Source organism: Streptomyces sp. NBRC 109706, assembly GCF_000974485.1.
Taxonomy (GTDB): Bacteria; Actinomycetota; Actinomycetes; order Streptomycetales; family Streptomycetaceae; genus Streptomyces.
In genome coordinates, this window is the sequence record NZ_BBOM01000013.1 from 91,231 (window position 1) to 108,017 (window position 16,787).

Genomic DNA, 16,787 nt, shown 5'->3' on the forward strand with positions numbered 1-16,787 from the left:
TGTTTCCAGCCGACTTTTCAGCCGACGATTTGACGCACGGTTTCTTGATGGCTAAATGAACTCGCCCCGCGAACTTGCCCCGCCCACGAAAACAACGTGGCCGAAGAACGCCGTCGCCGACGGCCCTCGGCAACCGGCCGACCGCCCCGACCGCGCCGTATTTCCGACGGCCGACCGCACCCATTCGGACAGGGGTTCGGAAATTCCCCGCCCGCCCCTATCCGGCCCTGCGGCTCAGGCCGCCGAGGCCCACCAAGATCCGGCGTTCACGGAATCGCGGCGGGCTGCGGCGGCCGGCCTTATCGGGCGGATGCGGCGGCGTCGCGGTCGATGGCCTCGGCCAGCACCTCGGCCAGATGCCGCGCCCGGCGCCCCGCCAACTGCTCCAGCTGAAGCCGGCAGGAGTAGCCGTCGGCCAACAGCACGGCGTCGTCAGGGGCCTGGCGCACGGCGGGCAGCAGTTGGTCCTCCGCGCAGGCGACGGAGACCTCGTAGTGCCCCTTCTCGAAGCCGAAGTTGCCCGCGAGACCGCAACAGCCGCCGGAGAGCGCGCCGTCGAGACCCGCCCTGGCGCGCAGCTGACGGTCGGCGGTGTCTCCGAGCACCGCGTGCTGATGGCAGTGCGTCTGCCCGGCGACCGGCCGCCCGACGCTCGGCGGCGCCCAGTCGGGGGCCAGCTCGGCCAGCGTCTCGGCGAACGTCCTGACCTGCCCGGCCAGTCGCGCGGCGCGCGGATCGTCGGGCAGCAGCTCCGGCAGGTCGGTGCGGAGCGCGGCGGCGCACGGCGGCTCCAGCACGGTGACCGTGCGGCCGGCGGCCAGCGGCTCGGCCAGCCGGTCCAGGGTGCGGCGCCCGGTGGCCCTGGCCCGGTCCAGCTGACCGGTGGAGATCTCCGTCAGCCCACAGCAGACCGCGCCCTCCGGCACGCCGACCCGCAGCCCCGCGTCGTCGAGGACCCGGACGGCGGCCCGACCCGCCTCGGGCGACAGGTAGTTGGTGAAACTGTCGGGGAAGAGCAGCACATCCGCGCCGCCGTCGCGCCCCTGCCTGGCCCACCAGCGGGTGAACGACTCGGCGGCCAGCGGCGGGATGGCGCGCTCCGGCGCGATGCCGCCGAGCCGCTTGGCGATCGCGGCCAGCGGCGGCACCCTGGCCGCCAGATTGGCCGGCCCGGCCAGCCGCAGCGCCGAGGTCAGCCGCAGCCAACTCGGCAGCCGGCCCATCGCGTAGTGCCCGGCCGGACGCAGCCGGCCGGCATAGTGCTGGTGCAGGAACTCGGCCTTGTAGGTGGCCATGTCGACGCCCACCGGGCAGTCGCTGCGGCAGCCCTTGCAGGAGAGGCAGAGATCGAGCGCGTCCCGCACCTCCGTCGACCGCCAGCCGTCGGTGACCACCTCGCCCAGCAGCATCTCGTGCAGCAGCCTGGCCCGGCCCCTGGTGGAGTGCGTCTCCTCGCCGGTGGCCCGGAAGGAGGGGCACATCACCCCGGCGCCCGCCTCGGTGTTGCGGCATTTGGCCACGCCGACGCAGCGCCGCACGGCGGCCGAGAAGTCCCCGCCGTCGTGCGGATAGGAGAACGCGACCGGCGGCCCGGTGGGCAGCCCGGTGAACCGCAGCTGCTCGTCCAGCCTGGCCGGCCGGGCCAGCACCCCGGGGTTGAGCCCGTCGTCGGGATCCCAGACGGTCTTGAACCGGTCGAAGAGCCCGGTCAGCCGCTCCCCGTACATCCGGGGCAGCAGCTCGGAGCGGGCCAGTCCGTCGCCGTGCTCGCCGGAGAGCGAACCGCCGTGCGCCACCACCAGATCGGCCAGATCCTGGCTGAACTCCCGGAAGCGCGCGACGCCTTCGAGGCTGAGCAGATCGAAGTCGATCCGCACATGGATGCAGCCGTCGCCGAAGTGCCCGTACGGCAGGCCGCGCAGCCCGTGGTCGCGCAGCAGGCCGCGGAACTCCCGCAGATAGCCGCCGAGTCGGGCCGGCGGCACCGCACAGTCCTCCCAACCCGGCCACGCCTCGCCGCCGTCGGGCAGCCGGGTGGCGGTGCCGGAGGCGTCCTCCCTGATCCGCCACAGCGCGCGGCGCGCCGCCGGATCCGTGATCACGGTGTGCCCCGTGGTGGAGTCGGCGACGGACCGGCAGAGCGCCTCGGCCGAGGCCCTGGCCTCGGCCTCGTCCGCGCCGCCGACCTCGACGAAGAGCCAGGCCCCGCCGGGCGGCAGCGCCCGCGCCGCCTGCCGGCCGACCAGGTCGACGGCCATCCCCTCGACGGTCAGCGGGCCGTGCGCCAGCAGCCCGGACGCCGCGTCGGCCGCGTCGCCCTCCTCGGGATAGCCCAGCACGGCGAGCACCCGGGCGGCCGGCTCGGCGACCAGCGCGACGGTGGCCTCGGTGACCACGCCGAGGGTGCCCTCGCTGCCGGTGAAGGCGCGGGCCCAGTCCCGGCCGCGCTCCGGCAGCAGCTCGTCCAGCGCGTACCCGGAGATCCGGCGCGGCAGATCGGGGAACCCGGTGCGCAGCAGCGCCAGTTCACCGGCGACCAGCTCCTCGACCCGCTCCCGCAGCGGGGCCGGCACCCCGGCGCCGCCCCGGCCGAGCAGCGCCCGCTCGCCCCGGTAGGTGAGCACGTCGAGCTCCCGCACGTTGTCGGCCGTGGTACCCCAGGCGACGGAGTGCGCGCCACAGGAGTTGTTGCCGATCATCCCGCCCAGCGTGCACCGGCTGTGGGTGGACGGATCGGGGCCGAACGTCAGCCCGTGCCGGCCGGCCTCGGCGCGCAGCGTGTCGCAGACCACGCCCGGCTGGACGACGGCGGTGCGCGCCTCGGGATCGATGGCCAGGACCTTGTTCATATGGCGGGTGAAGTCCACCACCACGCCGATGCCGGTGGCCTGGCCCGCGATGCTGGTGCCGCCGCCGCGCGCCACCACCGGGGTGTCATGCGCCCGGCAGACCTCCAGGGCCACGGCCACGTCCGCCGCGTCGACCGGGGCAACCACCCCCACCGGAACCCGGCGGTAGTTGGAGGCGTCCATGGTGGCCAGCGCGCGACTGGCCGCGTCGAATTCCACCTCGCCGCGCATCCGGCCGCGCAGCGCGGCGGCCAACTCCGTCACACCGCCGACGTCCTGTCCATCCGCCATCCGTCGCCTTTGCCGTTCCATAACTCCCAGCCTGCACCCTTTTCCCGCGCGGCCCGGCATCCGAACACACAGAAAGCACACGCAATTCCAGAGAACCCCCAAGAACACTGCGTCACCGTGGTCCTCAACTCACCCTATAGTGTTGGCGAATTAATGCTCCTGATGTCCCCCCGAGGTCGCCGATTCATGACAGCGCACACACTCCAGGCGCGCCCCAGGGCAGAGCGTCCCCCCCTGCGCCAGACGCTGCTCGCCCTGTTGATTTCTCTCGCCGCCACCGGTGTGGCCTGGTTGGTCGCGGTCTACAGCGCGCCCGACTCCGTGCGGCTGCCCCTCGCCTGGGGCGCCGGCACCGGCGGCCTGGCGCTGTGCGCCGCGGTGGCCCTCGCCGTGCACGGGCGGGCCGAAACCCGACGCCTGTCCACAGTCCTGACCGAACGCGACCGCCGCGCCGCGCACTTCGCCGACGTGACCGCGCCCGCGTTGGTCAGGCATCTGCGCGTCGGTGCCTCGGCCGATACGGCGCTGGCCGCCATCGAGCAGCCGGCGGACGCCCCCGAGGCACGGGTGCTCCGGTTGCTGGCCGAGGAGGTCGGGCGCAGCGAGGCCGGCAAGGCGGCGGCGCTGGCCGCCTGCGCCAACGCGGCCGGCCGGATGCAGGCGTTGGCCATCAGCATGCTGGCCGACCTGCGCGAGATGGAACACCGGCACGGCGACGAGGACGTGCTGGGCGATCTGCTGCTGCTCGACCACCGCACCGCCCAGGCCGGCCGCCTCGCGGACAGCCTCGCGGTGCTCACCGGCGCCCGTTCGGGCCGCCGCTGGGCCAAGCCGATCGTGATGGAGAGCATCCTGCGCGGCGCCATGGGCCGGATCGGCGCCTACCAGCGGGTGCGCCCGCACTCCACGGTGAACACGGCCGTCGCCGGCCACGCCGCCGAGGGTGTGATGCACGCGCTGGCCGAACTGCTGGACAACGCCGCCAACTTCTCGCCGCCCACCGCCGAGGTGCATGTCTATGTCGAGGAGGTGCAGGCCGGCGTGGTGATCACCGTGGAGGACAGCGGACTGGTGATGAGCGATATCGCGCTGCGCCGCGCCGAGCAGGCCGTCTCGGGCGAGAACCTGGACCCGGCGGCCCTCTCCGGCACCCGTCTCGGCCTGGCCGTGGTCGGCCGGCTGGCGCGTAAGCACGGGTTGAAGGTCTCGTTCCGGCCGTCGGCGCGCGGCGGCACCGGCGTGCTGCTGATGATCCCCCAGCAGTTGATCACCCGGCCCAAGGAGGCCGACTGGCTGCCCGCAGCGGCGACACCGCCGAGCCAGACCCAGCCCCAGAGCCAGCCCCTCAGCCAGCCGCAGAACCAGGGCCGGCCGCCGGCGACGCCCGTCGCGCCGGCCCTTCCCGACCCGTTCGAAGGGCCGGTCGCCACCGAGGAGCACGCGCCGGCCGACTCGTCGAGCACGGGCACCAACGAGCTGCCGACGTTCGGCGACAGCGGTCTGCCCAAGCGGCGCCGTGGCCGGACGCTGGCCAACGCCCTCCGCCAGGAGCGGAGCCGACAGCGGGAGCCCCAGGAGACCACCCGGGCGAACGGTCACTCGCCGGCCGAGTCCGCCGCCAGGTTCGGCGCCTTCCGCCAGGCCCTGCGGGGACAGGCACCCGACCCCGCCGACACCTCCCGCAACGCGACGTCCCACCCAGAGGAAGAAGCACCATGACCACATCATCCGCCGGGGCGAACGAGCAGCTGAACTGGTTGTTGGAGAAGCTGCTTGTCCGCACCCCGGGGGCCCGGCACGCGCTGGTGCTCTCCCGGGACGGGCTCAAACTGTGTCGCACCCCCGAGCTGTCCGAGGACCAGGGCGACCAGTTGGCCGCGATCGCCGCCGGCATCCAGAGCCTGTCGCACGGCGCGTCCATCGAGTTCGGCGACGGCACCGGCGGGGTGCGCCAGTCCATGACCGAGTTCTACGGCGGCATCCTCTTCATAGTGGAGGCCGGCGAGGGCGCCCATCTGGCCATCGTGGCCGATCAGCACGCGGACGTCGGGCTGATAGGGCACAACATGAACGAGCTGGTCGAGCAGTTGGGCGAGCATCTGACGGCGGCGCCGCGCACCACCGACGAGGCCGACGACCAGGCCGAGGGCGAAGCGGGCGGCGCGGCCGAAGACCGAGCCGAAGGCGCCGCGTGACACGGCCCGGCCGGGATGACGACCCGGACCGCCTCTACACCGTGACCAAGGGGCGCAGCCGGGCCGCTTCCCAGGCGTTCGACCTGGTCACGCTGGTGGTGAGCGAATCGGAGCCGACGGCGGGGATGCAGTCGGAGCACGCCAGGATCCTGCGGATGTGCCAGTTCCCCACGGCCGTGGTCGAGATCTCCGCCGAGCTGCGCATGCCGATCACCGTGGTGCGGATCCTGCTGAGCGATCTGCTCGACATGGGCCGGATCACCGCCCGCCACCCCAGGACCGCCGGCACGGCGAACCACCTTCCCGACTCGAATCTCCTTGAGCAGGTGCTCGTTGGACTCCGCAACCTCTGACCGCCCGGCCATACGCACCCCCCTCGGCCGGGCAGCCGACAACGGTCTGAAGATCGTCATCGTCGGCGGCTTCGGCGTGGGCAAGACCACCATGGTCCGCTCCGTCAGCGATATCCGCCCGTTGAACACCGAGGAGGTGATGACCAGGGCCGGGGAGCAGGTCGACGACGTCTCGGCGGTCCGGGGCAAGACGGCCACCACCGTGGCGTTCGACTTCGGGCGGATCACCCTCGACGAGCGCACCGTGCTCTACCTCTTCGGCGCCCCGGGGCAGGAACGCTTCTGGTTCCTCTGGGACCGGCTCTTCACCGGCACGCTGGGCGCCGTGGTGCTGGTGGACACCAGAAGGCTGGCCGACTCCTGGTACGCCATCGACCGCCTCGAACACCACGGCACCCCGTTCATCGTGGCCAGGAACGACTTCGGCGGGGCCGCGCACAGCGCCGAGCAGGTGCGGGAGGCGCTGGACCTGTCCGAGTCCATCCCGCTGATCGACTGCGACGCGCGTTCCCGCCCTTCGAGCAAGAACGTGCTGATCACCCTCGTCGAGTATCTGCACACGCTGTCCAGCGCCCAGGAGGCCGCTCCGTGACGACTCCCGCCTCCCCGCCCGCCCCCGGCACGCGTCCCCCGCTGGACCCGGAGGCGGTGCCGCTGAGCATCGAGGGCTTCCACTCGGATCCGCACCGGATGTATCGGGAGCTGCGGCAGCGGCACGGCACGGTGGTGCCGGTGGTGCTGGTGGGGGATGTGCCGGCCTGGCTGGTCGTCGGCTATCGCGAGCTGCACCGACTGCTCAGCGATCCGGTGCTGTTCAGCCGCGATTCGGATCTGTGGAGCCAGTGGCCGTATATCGCGGACGACTGGCCGATGCTGCCGATGATCGGCCGGAAACAGCCGTCGATCCTCTACACCGTGGGCGAGGCGCACACCCGGCGCGGCGCGATGGTCAGCGACGCCCTGGACGCCGTGGACCGGATCGAGCTGCGCGGGATCGTGGAGTACTACGCGGACCGGCTGATCGACGGCTTCTGCGGTCAGGGCGAGGCCGAGCTGATCGCGAACTTCGCCAGCTCGCTGCCGATCCTGGTGCTGGCGCGGCTGTTCGGCTTCCCCGACGCGGAGTGTCCGGCGCTGGCCGAGGCGCTTCACGACATGATCGACGGCGGTGCGGACGCGATAGCCGGGCAGCAACATCTGCTCGGTTCCATGCGGAGGTTGGTCGCGGCGCGGCGTGTCCAGCCCACCGCCGACGTCGCCACCCGGATGCTCGCCGGCGCCAGGGGCTTCTCGGACGAGGAGCTGGTGCAGGACCTGATGGTGATGTCGGCGGCCGGCCACCAGCCAACGGCCGACTGGATCGGCAACACGCTGCGGCTGATGCTGACGGACGACCGGTTCGCCGCCTCGTTCTTCGGCGGCCGGAACAGCGTCGGCGACGCGATGAACCAGGTCCTCTGGGAGGACGCGCCCAGCCAGATCATCGCCGGGCGCTGGGCCAGCAAGGACACCCGCCTCGGCGACCGCCACATCCTGGCGGGCGATCTGCTGCTGCTGGGCATCCAGGGCGCCAACGACGATCCCCAGGTGCGGGTCGACCCGCACGCCGGCGGCCCGGGGCTGCCCGGCTCCCCGGGGAGTCCCGGGAGCAACAACGCCTTCTTCTCTTTCAGCCACGGCGAACACCGTTGCCCGTTTCCCGCGATGGAAATCGCGGAAGTCATCGCCAGGACCGGAATCGAGGTGATCCTCGACCGGCTGCCCGACCTTGACCTGTCCGTACCCCCGGAAGCGCTCCAGCGGCGGCCGTCACCCTGGCTGCGGGGCATGACCACGCTCCCGGTGCGCTTCACGCCGACCCCCACCCATGGAGGCCATAGATGAGCTGCCCCGTCCACCACTCCGCCGGATCCGGAGCCACCGAGACCATCGTGCTCGACCCGTTGGTCGGCGATCTGGCGGGTGAGGGGCGGGCACTACTGGCCGCCGGCCCCATCGCCCGGGTCGAACTCCCGGGCGGCGTCCCCGTGTTGGCGGTCACCCACCACGCCGAGGCGCGGCGGCTGCTGAACGATCCCCGGCTGGTGAAGGACGTCCGGGCGTGGGGCGCCTGGCAGCGCGGCGAGATCTCCCAGGAGTGGCCGCTGATCGGCCTCGCCGCGCCGCCCCGTTCCATGCTCACCGTCGACGGCGCCGAGCACCGGCGGTTGCGCGCCAAGACCGCGCAGGCGCTCACCCCGCGCCGGGTGCAGCGGCTGCGCCCCGGCATCGAGCGGATCACCGCGAAGCTGCTCGACGGGCTGTCCGCCCAGCCGGCGGGGCGGCCGGTCGATCTCAAGGCGCTCTTCGCCTATCCGCTGCCGATGGGCGTGGTCAGCGAGCTGATGGGCATAGACCCGGCGGACCAGCCGAAGCTGCGCGAGCTGTACGACGAGTTCTTCAACACCCAGACGCCGCCGGCCCGGGTGCCGGCGATGCTGGCGGAGCTGCACGACATCTTCGCCAGGACGGTCGCGGGGAAGCGCGCACAGCCTGGCGACGATCTGACCAGCGCCCTGATCGACGCGGACGAGGGCGGCGAACCGCTCACCGACGACGAGGTGACCAACACCCTCCAGCTGATGGTCACCGCCGGCCATGAGACCACGATCGCGCTGATCAACAACGCGGTGCGCGGGCTGCTGGCCAACCCCGACCAGAAGGCCCGGGTGCTGGCCGGCGAGATCTCCTGGGAGACGGTGGTCGAGGAGACGCTGCGCTGGTCGTCGCCGACCTCCCATGTGCTGATCCGGTTCGCCACCGAGGACATCGAGGTGGGCGAGCAGGTGATCCCCAAGGGCGAGGGCCTGATCACCTCCTATGTGGCCATCGGCTGGGACGAGGCGCAACACGGCCCGGACGCCGACCGGTTCGACGTCACCCGGCCGACCCCGATCCGGCACATGTCCTTCGGCCACGGCCCCCATGTCTGCCCGGGCGCGCCGCTCTCCCGACTTGAGGGCGCGGTGGCGCTGCCGGCGCTCTTCGAGCGCTTCCCCGAACTGACGCCGGCCGTCCCCGACGACAAGCTGCGGCACCGCCCCAACGTCACCCAGAACGACCTCTACGAACTGCCCGTCCTGCTGCACGGCACGGCCGGCTGACCTCCGGATACGAGCCGGAGCGACCGACCACGAGGCGGAGCGACGTGTCTCACCTCGCGGACGAGGTGCGCTTCGAGGCACCGAGGGACTACGCTCCGGCTCGTGGCCGATATCGAGATTCCCGCTGACATCAAGCCCGCCGACGGCCGGTTCGGATCGGGCCCCTCCAAGGTGCGCGTCGAGGCGCTGGACGCCCTGGCCGGGACCGGCGTCTCCGTGCTGGGCACCTCGCACCGGAAGGCTCCGGTGAAGAGTCTGGTGGGCCGCGTCCGCGCGGGCGTGGCGTCGCTGTTCTCCCTCCCCGACGGCTACGAGGTGGTGCTCGGCAACGGCGGCTCCACCGCCTTCTGGGACATCGCCACCCACGGCCTGATCGAGGCGAAGTCTCAGCATCTGACGTTCGGTGAGTTCTCCTCGAAGTTCGCCAAGGCCGCCAGCAAGGCGCCCTGGCTGGACGAGCCCACCGTCATCAGCGCCAACCCGGGCAGCCTGCCGCAGGCGCGCGCCCAGCGCGGCGTCGACGCCTACGCCCTCACCCACAACGAGACCTCCACGGGCGTCGCGGCCCCGATCCGCCGGGTCGCCGGCGCGGACGAGGGCTCGCTGGTGCTGGTCGACGCCACCTCGGGCGCGGGCGGCCTGCCGGTCGACATCGCCGAGACCGACGTCTACTACTTCGCCCCGCAGAAGTCCTTCGCCGCCGACGGCGGCCTGTGGATCGCGGTGTTCTCGCCGACCGCGCTGGAGCGGGTGGAGCGGATCGCCGCATCGGGCCGGCACATCCCGGAGTTCTTCTCGCTGCCCACGGCGATCGACAACTCCCGCAAGGACCAGACCTACAACACCCCGGCGGTGGCCACGCTCTTCCTGCTGGCCGACCAGCTGGAGTGGATCAACGGCCAGGGCGGCCTCGACTGGGCCGTCGAGCGCACCGCCGACTCCTCCGGCCGCCTCTACTCCTGGGCCGAGAAGTCCGAGGTCGCCTCCCCCTATGTCACGGACCCGGAGGCGCGTTCGGCGGTGGTCGGCACCATCGACTTCGCCGACTCGGTGGACGCGGCGAAGGTCGCCTCCGTGCTCCGCGCCAACGGCATCGTGGACACCGAGCCCTACCGCAAGCTGGGCCGCAACCAGCTCCGCATCGCGATGTACCCGGCGATCACCCCGGACGACGTCGAGGCCCTGACCCACTGCGTCGACCACGTCATCGAACGCCTCTGACCTCTCCGCTCCCTCCGCACGACGTGACAAGCGCCGACGCCCCGTTGCGGGCGCCGGCGCTTGTCACGTGTATCCCGCCGTCAGCGGCCCAGGGCCTGGTAGCGGCGGACGGCGAGGGGGAGGAAGATCGCGGTGATGACCAGCGGCCAGACCACGGACATCAGCAGCGCGTTCTGCTCGATCCAGCTGTCGCCGGTGGGCAGCGGGTTGCCGAACAGGTCGCGGATGGCGTTGGCCGTGGAGGAGACCGGGTTCCACATGGCGATGGTGCCCAGCCAGTCCGGCATCATCGACGGCGGCGTGAACACGCTGGAGACCATCCCGAACGGGAAGGCCACCGCGAAGAGGTTGCCCGCCGCCTCCTGGTTGGGCGTCACCAGGCCGAGGAAGACGCCGATCCAGATCAGCGCGAAGCGCAGCAGCAGCAACAGGCCGAAGGCGGCGAGGGTGGCCGCCAGTCCGCCGTTGGAGCGCCAGCCGATGACCAGCGCGATGATCGCGATCACCACCAGATCGAGCGCGGCGTGCAGCACATCCGAGACGCCGCGCCCGGTGACCACCGCCGATGAGGCCATCGGCATCGAACGGAAGCGGTCGATCACCCCCCGGTCCTTCTCCACCACAACGGCCATCGCGGTGTTCATAAAGCCGAACGCCATGGTCATCGCGAACAGCCCCGGCATCGCGAAGGACTTGTAGTCCGCCCCTTCGCCCACGTCCATGGCGCTGCCGAAGACATAGACGAAGAGCAGCACCGAGACGATCGGGAAGCCCAACTGCCAGGCGATCAGGGAGGGTTGCTTGCGGAGATGGGTCAACTCCCGCCGGACGATGGTCAGGCAGTCCGTGACGGCCCAGTAGAGGCGCCGCTCGGGCCCCGGTTCGAACCGGACGACCGAGGGGGGCGGGGTCTTCTCCGTCGTCGGGCCGCTGGTCATACGATCCGCTCCTTGCTCCGCTCACCGGCGGCGTCCTCGGTCGTGGCGGGCGTCGTGGCGGGCTCGTCGGCCCTTCCCCCGGTGAGCCGGAGGAAGACCTCGTCCAGCGTTGGGCGGCGCAGCCCGATGTCGGCGACGCTGACGCCGGCCTCCTCCAACTGCTTGGCGACGGCGGTGAGCGCGGCCACCCCGTCGTCCACCGGGGCGTGCACCCGCAGCTCCGCCTCGTCCGTCTCGGGCCCGACGCCCCTGGCCACCCGCGCCATGGTGCGGACCACCAGCGGGACATCGGAGGGATCGGAGACCACCACCTCAAGACGGTCCCCGCCGACCGCGCGCTTGAGGCCGGCCGGGGTGTCCTCGGTGATGTTGCGGCCCTGGTCGATCACCGCGATCCGGTCCGAGAGCTTGTCCGCCTCGTCCAGGTAGTGGGTGGTCAGCAGCACCGTGGTGCCCTCGGCGGTCAACGCCCGCACCGCGTCCCAGACCTCGCTGCGCCCGCGCGGGTCGAGCCCGGTGGTCGGCTCGTCGAGGAACAGCACCTCGGGCGCCAGGATCATCGAGGCGGCCAGATCGAGCCGCCGGCGCATCCCCCCGCTGAACCCCTTCACCTGCTTGTCGGCCGATTCGGTCAGATCGAACTGCTCCAGCAGCTCCTCCGTCCTGCGCCGCGCGGTGGCATGGTCCAGATGGAAGAGCCGGGCGAACATCCGGAGGTTCTGCCGGGCGCTCAGGATCTCGTCCACCGCCGCGTTCTGCCCGGTCAGCCCGATCCGCCGGCGCACCAGATCCGGCCGGGCCCGGACGTCGACCCCGCCCACCTCGGCCCGGCCGCCGTCCGCCCGCAGCAGGGTGGCGAGGATCCGCACGGAGGTGGTCTTGCCCGCGCCGTTGGGCCCCAGCAGACCGCAGACCGTGCCCCGTCTGACCTGCAGATCGAGCCCGTCCAGGGCGACCTTGTCGCCATAGCGCTTGCGCAGCCCCTCGGCGACCACTGAGTACTCGGATGACCCCATGGGAAACGTTCCCCTCCCGCCCTCGGGCGCTGTGGTACGGCTGACTGACACCGCTGACTGAGTACAGCGTCCCCAATGTAGCGTACGCTGTACGCATCTCCTAGTGAGTTCTAGGATGGCCCGCGATGAAATCGGAGAGTGAGCGCGTGGTCGGCGCGGGCACCGGGAGCGCGAGCGCGGAGGGCACGGAGTTGGGGAGCGAACGCCCGGCGCAGGGACGCGACCGCGCGATCCTCGCCCGCAGCCTGGAGCTGCTCTGGCAGGGGCGGGGCCCCCGCGCCCGGGGGCCCAAGCCGGGGCTCACCCTGGAGCGCGTCGTCACCGCCGCCGTCACCCTGGCCGACCGGGAGGGCCTGAACGCCCTCTCGATGCGCCGCGTCGCCGCCGAGCTGGGCGTCGGCACCATGTCGCTCTACCGCTATGTGCCGGGCAAGGCCGAACTGCTCAACCTGATGCTCGACCAGGTCTCCGGCCCGCCGGAACCACCCGCCGACGGCGATCCGCCGGCGCCGGACGACTGGCGCGGCAAGCTGGAGGAGATCGGCTGGGCCACCTACCGGCTCTTCCAGGACCACCCCTGGCTCCTGCAGATCAACTCCTCACGCCCCCTGTTGGGCCCCAACGCGCTGCTCGGCTTCAACGCGGCGGTCGCCGCGCTGGAGGGCACCGGGCTCAACGGCCGGGAGAAGGTCGGCGTGATCATGACGCTGGACTCCTATGTCACCGGGATCACCCGGCACTACGAGCTGCTGCGCCAGGCGAACGAGGAGTCGGACATCACCGAGGAGGAGTTCTGGGAGATGCAGGGCCCGGCGCTGGAAACGGCCCTGCGCGGGGACGAGTTCTCCCATGTGATGACGATGGACGAGGACTCCTTCGCCGACTCCCCCGAGCAGATCATCGAGTTCGGCCTGACCCGGGTGCTGGACGGCATCGAGGTCTTTGTCAACGCCAGACGGTCGGAGCGGCCCCCGCCCCCGGACGGCGCCGACCCCGGCGCCGGGTCCTGCCGGTAGGGCGCGTCCGGGTCAGCACCGGCTCAGCTCCCGCCGCCCCGGTTCGGCAGCCGGCGCGAGGCCAGCAGGGCGATGGCGCCGACCACCAGCAGCGCGGTGATCGCGTTGGCGCTCAACCCGTCCGAACCCTCCTCGTCCTCCCCGTCCCCCGCCGTCCCGTTCTCCCGGCCGGAGCTCTCCTCCTCACCGGCATCCTCGGCCTCCCGGACGCTGTCCGGCCGCAACTCGCCCTCCAGCGCGACCGGTTCGACCCCGCTCAGCTCACCCTCCGAGCCGAACATCACATACCGGCCGTCGAGGGCGAACGTCAGCGACTCGCCCTGCTGCTGCAGCGGCACCGGCACCCGGCGTTCCATCCGTTCCGGCACCCCCTCGTCCGTCCAGGCATACATCCGGGCCGCGAAGTAGCCGCGCAGCAGCAGCCGGGTGCCGTCCGGCGAGAACGCCCCGTCGGTGACCTCCAGTTCGATGTCGGCGACCGGCTCGAACACATTGACCTCGGCGCTGGACAGCTCCTCCGGCCCCGCGTACAGCGCGCCGCTGCCGTCGCCCCGCTTGCTGGCGATATACACCCGGCCCGTGGTCGGGTGCACCATCAACGCCTCGGCGTCGCGCGGCCCGTCGGCGTACTGGACGGTGTGCACGGTCGGCGTGACCCGCGCGTCGGCGAGCGTCGCCGGCTCGGGGACGCGGTAGATCCACACCTCCGGCCACTCGCCGCCGTAGTTGTCGCCGATATCGGCTATATAGAGGTCCCCGTCCGGGCCGAGCGAGATCGCCTCGACATCCCTGGCCGTCACCCCGTCCAGATCGATCGTCGCCCTGGTCTCCCCCGTGGCCCCGTCGACGGCGTAGATCCGGGCCGCGTCGTCGCTGTCGTTGTGCGTCCAGTAGACCCCGGGGTGTTGCGCGCTGGCCGCCAGACCACTGGACTCGGTGATCCGCGGGTCCTCGATGGTGAACGCGGCGGGCCCGCCCTCGTCGGCCACCGCCGGCACGGCGACTGCGGCACCCCAACCGGCCGCCACCAGGCAGGGAAGAACGAGACGACGGGTGATCCATGAGGCCATGCCCCAAGCCTGCCATCCCCGACGAGCGGGCGCCGACCGCGTGAACCGGCCGTCGCGCAGAGGGGCTTGCCCGGTTACCCAACGCTCCCTACGTTCACGCCATGACCGGATTCGGATCGCCGCCCCCCTATCCCCCGCCCCCGCCACCGCCGCCTCGGGCGGCCTTCCCGCAGCAGTTACACATCGTCGCCATGGTCGGCGGCATCTGCCTGGTCGTCGGCTCGCTCCTCATCTGGACCAGGGTGGAGGGCCCAACGGTCGAACCCGGCACGCGGTACGGCTTCAGGGGCACCTCGGGCGACGGCGTGTGGACCCTGATCCTGGGCGTGCTGATCGTCGGCCTTGCCATCGTCGCCATGGCGGCCAGGAAGCCGGTGCTCAACGCGATCGCCGGAATACCCGGGCTGTTCGCGACGATCATCGCCCTGATCAACCTGGCCAACCCCGACCGGGTGGCCCGCGCCGACACCGAGAGCGAGATACCGGTCTCGGACCTGATGTGGGAGCTGGCCATGGCCAACTTCGAGTTCCACAGCGCCCTGGGCATCTTCGTGGTGAGCGCGGGCGCTCTGGCGAGCGTGATCGCGGGCATTCTCGCCGCGACCAACCTGAGGAACTGACGGGGAACCAACTTCGTTGTGGGGGTGGGAATACCCGGTGGTCAGCGGGGGCATGATGGGATAGGTCGCGGAATCGGGGCAAACGGAGCGCCCATTCCGGATGGGGAGGCTTTGGCCCCCGGGACACAAGTGCGCAAAGATAAATGGCGCATAAGCGGTCTATCGGTCAAGTAGCTTGCGTGGATTGATCACACCTTCCTACCGTCTCTCGTTATGAGCGGATACGGACAACCTCAGACGCCTCCCCCGGGCGGCCAGCAGCCCTACGGGCAGCAGCCTCAGCAGCCCGCGCCTTACGGCCAGCCCCAGCAGCCGGCCCCTTACGGCCAGCCCTCCCCCTACGGCCAGCCCGCCGGCCCCGCGCCGTCGGCCCTGCCGCAGCAGATCCACTTCGCGGGCATCGCGGGCGGCGTTCTCGCTGCGCTGGGCTCGGTGCTCGCGTGGGCGACGGTCGACGTCGAAGGAGAATCGGGCAGCGCCAAGGGACTTGAGGGCGACGGTCTCTGGACCCTGCTCCTAGGCATCGCCGTGATCGGCCTCTTCGCGGCCGGCCTGGCCACCAAGAAGGTGGTGTTCACTGCCGCCGCCGCGGCGCCCGGGCTGATCGCGCTGATCATCGGGGTGCTCAACTTCGCCGACCTGGACCGGATCGCGCGCGCGGATCTGGAAAGTGAACCGGAAGCCGCGAACCTCACATCCGAGGAGATCGACTTCATCCTGAATGCGTTCGACTTCTCCGCCGGCGTCGGCCTCTACATGGTGCTGGTCGGTGGCCTGCTCGCCCTCGGGGTCGGCGGGTTCGCGGCCACCAAGCTGAAGAAGTAGTTCGGCTGGTTTACTCAAGCAACACAAGCAATAACCGGAAGTCACCTGGGACTTGCTTCCCGCTCGGCGTCCGTGAGTCGGTCATCACTCCGTGGTGGCCGACTTTCGCTTTCCGTCAGCCTTCCGTCAGCCTTCCGTCGGTCTTCGGTCGGCGCCGCCCGGGCCCGGCGGCGCGGGTCCTTGCTTCGAGCGCACTCCAGGGCGTTTTCTTGGCCAACATGAAGTACACACAGCTGGGACGCACGGGACTCAAGGTCAGCAGGTTGGTGCTGGGGACGATGAACTTCGGCCCGCTCACCGACGAGGCGGACAGTCATTCGATCATGGATGCCGCGCTGGACGCGGGAGTGAACTTCTTCGACACCGCGAACGTTTACGGCTGGGGCGACAACAAGGGCCGTACCGAGGAAATCCTCGGCACCTGGTTCGCGAAGGGCGGTGACCGCCGCGACAAGGTGGTGTTGGCCACCAAGGTGTACGGCAACATGGCCGGCGACGGTCAGGCGCCGTGGCCCAACCACGACAAGCTGTCGGCGGTGAACATCCGCCGGGCGGTGGACGCCAGCCTCAAGCGGCTCCAGACGGACCATATCGATCTCTACCAGTTCCACCATGTGGACAGGGACACCCCCTGGGACGAGATCTGGCAGGCGATCGACGTGCTGGTGCAGCAGGGCAAGATCCTGTACGCCGGGTCGTCCAACTTCGCCGGCTGGCATATCGCGCGCGCCAACGAGGCGGCGGTCAGGCGCAGTTCGCTGGGCCTGGTGAGCGAGCAGTGCCTGTACAACCTGGTCGAGCGCAGCGCCGAGATGGAGGTCATCCCGGCCGCCGAGGGCTATGGCCTGGGCGTGATCCCCTGGTCGCCGCTGCAGGGCGGCCTGCTCGGCGGCGCGATCCGTAAGGAACGGGACGGCGGTGGGTCCAGGAGCACCGGCGGCCGGTCCGCCGAGGCGCTGGCCGACCCGACACTCCGCGCCAAGGTGCAGGCGTACGAGGACCTGTTGGAGAAGCACGGCATCGAGCCGGGCGACGCGGCGCTGGCCTGGCTGCTGACCCGGCCGGGCGTGACCGGGCCGATCGTCGGCCCGCGTGTCCGCGAGCAGCTGGACTCGGCGCTGCGCGCGGTGGAGTTGGAGCTGAGCGACGAGATCCTGACCGAACTGGACAGGATCTTCCCGGGCCCCGGCCCGTCGCCGGAGTCCTTCGCCTGGTAAAGACGCCGCTGGTGCGCCGCCGCCCTCAGCCGA

General features: G+C 71.4%; 15 protein-coding genes. 11 read left to right on the forward strand and 4 right to left on the reverse strand.

Features of this window, described 5'->3' with window-relative positions:
- Positions 1–299: 299 nt before the first annotated feature.
- A complete protein-coding gene (locus AOM46_RS29035) occupies positions 300–3,140 on the reverse strand; it encodes an FAD-binding and (Fe-S)-binding domain-containing protein (protein WP_062217059.1) in 2,841 nt (946 codons plus the stop codon).
- A gap of 186 nt (positions 3,141–3,326) precedes the next feature.
- On the opposite strand from AOM46_RS29035, the gene AOM46_RS29040 reads away from it, so the two are divergent.
- From AOM46_RS29040 to serC, 7 genes are all read left to right on the forward strand, one after another.
- A complete protein-coding gene (locus AOM46_RS29040; RefSeq protein ID WP_062217063.1) occupies positions 3,327–4,859 on the forward strand; it encodes an ATP-binding protein in 1,533 nt (510 codons plus the stop codon).
- On the forward strand, positions 4,856–5,335 hold the full coding sequence (locus AOM46_RS29045; protein ID WP_062217065.1) for a roadblock/LC7 domain-containing protein: 480 nt from the start codon (positions 4,856–4,858) through the stop codon (positions 5,333–5,335). Before AOM46_RS29040 ends, AOM46_RS29045 begins: the two co-directional genes overlap by 4 nt.
- Positions 5,332–5,688 (forward strand): DUF742 domain-containing protein, encoded by a 357-nt coding sequence (locus AOM46_RS29050; RefSeq protein ID WP_062217068.1) that lies wholly within the window; start codon positions 5,332–5,334, stop codon positions 5,686–5,688. The genes AOM46_RS29045 and AOM46_RS29050 overlap by 4 nt, the downstream gene beginning before the upstream one ends.
- Positions 5,669–6,280 carry an ATP/GTP-binding protein gene (locus tag AOM46_RS29055; RefSeq protein WP_062217071.1) on the forward strand — a complete coding sequence of 204 codons (612 nt, stop codon included), beginning with the start codon at positions 5,669–5,671 and terminating at the stop codon, positions 6,278–6,280. Before AOM46_RS29050 ends, AOM46_RS29055 begins: the two co-directional genes overlap by 20 nt.
- A gap of 98 nt (positions 6,281–6,378) precedes the next feature.
- A complete protein-coding gene (locus AOM46_RS29060) occupies positions 6,379–7,572 on the forward strand; it encodes a cytochrome P450 (RefSeq protein ID WP_234314113.1) in 1,194 nt (397 codons plus the stop codon).
- The gene (locus tag AOM46_RS29065; RefSeq protein WP_062217075.1) at positions 7,569–8,831 is read left to right on the forward strand and encodes a cytochrome P450; all 1,263 of its coding nucleotides are present in this window, start codon (positions 7,569–7,571) and stop codon (positions 8,829–8,831) included. Before AOM46_RS29060 ends, AOM46_RS29065 begins: the two co-directional genes overlap by 4 nt.
- Before the next feature lie 102 nt (positions 8,832–8,933).
- The gene (serC, locus tag AOM46_RS29070) at positions 8,934–10,052 is read left to right on the forward strand and encodes a phosphoserine transaminase (protein ID WP_062217078.1); all 1,119 of its coding nucleotides are present in this window, start codon (positions 8,934–8,936) and stop codon (positions 10,050–10,052) included.
- Between the two features lie 80 nt (positions 10,053–10,132).
- On the opposite strand, the gene AOM46_RS29075 is transcribed toward serC, so the two are convergent.
- Complete coding sequence (locus AOM46_RS29075; RefSeq protein ID WP_062217080.1) at positions 10,133–10,990, reverse strand: ABC transporter permease; 858 nt, start codon at positions 10,988–10,990, stop codon at positions 10,133–10,135.
- Positions 10,987–12,006, reverse strand: coding sequence for an ATP-binding cassette domain-containing protein (locus AOM46_RS29080; protein ID WP_062217084.1), 1,020 nt, complete (start codon positions 12,004–12,006; stop codon positions 10,987–10,989). Before AOM46_RS29080 ends, AOM46_RS29075 begins: the two co-directional genes overlap by 4 nt.
- A gap of 125 nt (positions 12,007–12,131) precedes the next feature.
- Between AOM46_RS29080 and AOM46_RS29085 the strand changes: the two genes are divergently transcribed.
- Positions 12,132–13,022, forward strand: coding sequence for a TetR/AcrR family transcriptional regulator (locus AOM46_RS29085; RefSeq protein WP_078857296.1), 891 nt, complete (start codon positions 12,132–12,134; stop codon positions 13,020–13,022).
- Between the two features lie 23 nt (positions 13,023–13,045).
- Here AOM46_RS29085 and AOM46_RS29090 read toward each other — a convergent pair whose 3' ends face one another.
- Positions 13,046–14,092 (reverse strand): hypothetical protein, encoded by a 1,047-nt coding sequence (locus tag AOM46_RS29090; protein ID WP_078857297.1) that lies wholly within the window; start codon positions 14,090–14,092, stop codon positions 13,046–13,048.
- 101 nt (positions 14,093–14,193) lie between these two features.
- Here AOM46_RS29090 and AOM46_RS29095 point away from each other — a divergent pair, with 101 nt between their 5' ends.
- The 3 genes from AOM46_RS29095 to AOM46_RS29105 all read left to right on the forward strand — a co-directional run bounded on the left by AOM46_RS29095 (position 14,194) and on the right by AOM46_RS29105 (position 16,754).
- The gene (locus tag AOM46_RS29095; protein ID WP_158920752.1) at positions 14,194–14,712 is read left to right on the forward strand and encodes a hypothetical protein; all 519 of its coding nucleotides are present in this window, start codon (positions 14,194–14,196) and stop codon (positions 14,710–14,712) included.
- Between the two features lie 213 nt (positions 14,713–14,925).
- On the forward strand, positions 14,926–15,537 hold the full coding sequence (locus tag AOM46_RS29100) for a hypothetical protein (RefSeq protein ID WP_062217090.1): 612 nt from the start codon (positions 14,926–14,928) through the stop codon (positions 15,535–15,537).
- 218 nt (positions 15,538–15,755) lie between these two features.
- Positions 15,756–16,754, forward strand: coding sequence for an aldo/keto reductase (locus AOM46_RS29105; RefSeq protein WP_062217093.1), 999 nt, complete (start codon positions 15,756–15,758; stop codon positions 16,752–16,754).
- The last annotated feature ends 33 nt before the right edge of the window (positions 16,755–16,787 follow it).